The following is a 1786-nucleotide window of genomic DNA, read 5'->3' on the forward strand; positions in this document are numbered from 1 at the left end:
GACCGGATGGCAATACGCCGGTGGTGGACAGCCAGCGCTGCCTCGCCGCCGCTCGTGGCGTGAAAGAGTCCAAGCTGCTCGAACTCCTCTTCCTGCAGCGGCGTGATGGCGATATCCGTGTAGGCGTAACGTTCCGACGCCTTCATGACTTCCCTGAGGGTCGCCTCTGTCCTGAGGTAGAAGCGCAGATACTTTGCCATCTTGACAACGGTCTCATTCCAGTAGCGCGGATAGAAGCGAAGCGGCGATTCGACCGGTAGCCCCCAACGGCGGTCACGGCGGTGTTTCATTCGCAGGGCTCCCCCTTCGAGCGGATGCACACCCTCGTGTTCGATCATCAGTCTGAACCAGGCGATTGTGCGCATGATCGTCTTCGGTCGGCCGTTCGGGATCTGCGCTGCCCGCTTGACGATCGTGCGGATGTGCTCGTACGAGTAAAACGCGCTCCAGGCGCACCGATACGCTTCTTCCCATTCAGCGTCCGACATTTTCGGGTGGTGCGTGACCCGGTGGTTGGTGTCGTATTTGTTGATGTCCGGGTCCATCCATTCTCCGTTCCTTACCATCGTCTGATGATCCTCGGAGCCCGGAAGCGGGGTGAGCATGAAGAATTCGAGAATGTCGATTGGCAATTCACGCTTGATGATCTCGATGTCGCGCAGGATCGATTCTTTCGTGTCTGCCGGGAATCCGATGATATAGCCAGCGTAGGTAATCGCGCCGTGGGCGCGCCACTTCTGCAGCATGGCGCGGTATTCGGTGATCTTGTTCTGGCGCTTCTTGGCCGCGATCAGATTCTCGGGATTGATATTCTCAAGCCCGATGAACACGCGACGCACACCCGCGCGCGTTGCCTTCTCGATGAAGTTTGGAATTTTGTGACAGAGCGTGTCGACCTGGATCGTGAAGCCGCAGTGAATGCCTTCCTTTTCCCGAAGTTCGATGATGCGGTCGAGAAGGATTTCCCAGTCGTGGTTGCGGGCGAAATTATCGTCCGTGACGAAAAACCGGTCGATGCCCTGCGTTGCGTTCTCGCGGATGATCTTTTCGAGATCGTCGGGGGTGCGAAAGCGACTCTTGTGCCCCTGCACATTGATGATGGTGCAAAACGAGCACTGATACGGGCAGCCACGACCGAGGTCAACCGAGGTATAGGTACCTGCCGTGCGTTCGATATGCTTGCGCGGCAAGAAGGGCTGGGGCGCCCCTTCGAGCGTGGGTAAATCGTCCATGAAATTGTACAAGGGCTTCATTGCGCCAATCCACGCGTCGAGAAGGACCTCATCAAAACGCTGTTCCTCGGCCTCTCCAGCGAAGAGCGCCACACCCATGGCTTGCGCTTCCTTAAGCTCAGCGGGCATCTCGGGCAGCATGGAGATGCAGCCAGAAACGTGGAAGCCACCGATCGCAACCGGCAAGCCTGCGGCACGGAATTGGCGGGCGAGGTCGAGTGCGCGCGGGTACTGGTTCGACTGGACTCCGACCAGACCAATCATCGATTTCCCGCCCTTTGCCTTCAGGTCACGAATGATGCGCTCTGGCCACACCCGCTGGTTGGTCTCGTCGCATGTTTCGATCTCAAAATGGACGCCAGGGCCCAGCAGGTTTCGCTTTCGCGCGTCATCAGCGAGCGCATACATACAGGCGAGTGTATTGGAAGGCATGACCGAGCGGAGCCACTGGATCGGGTAGCCGTCGTCGTCGTAATGGGTCGGCTTGATGAGGACGAGAGAGAATCGGAAACCGTCAGCAATCGAGTAGATCGTGTCCATGGTCTGCTCTGTAG

1 protein-coding gene is annotated in these 1786 nt (G+C 58.1%); it reads right to left on the reverse strand.

Annotated features, from left to right (window positions below):
- On the reverse strand, positions 1 to 1772 hold a 1772-nt coding region (locus AWB78_RS42375; RefSeq protein ID WP_062613251.1), incomplete at its 3' end, for a B12-binding domain-containing radical SAM protein.
- Between the last annotated feature and the right edge of the window lie 14 nt (positions 1773 to 1786).

The organism is Caballeronia calidae (assembly GCF_900044055.2).
Taxonomy (GTDB): Bacteria; Pseudomonadota; Gammaproteobacteria; order Burkholderiales; family Burkholderiaceae; genus Caballeronia; species Caballeronia calidae.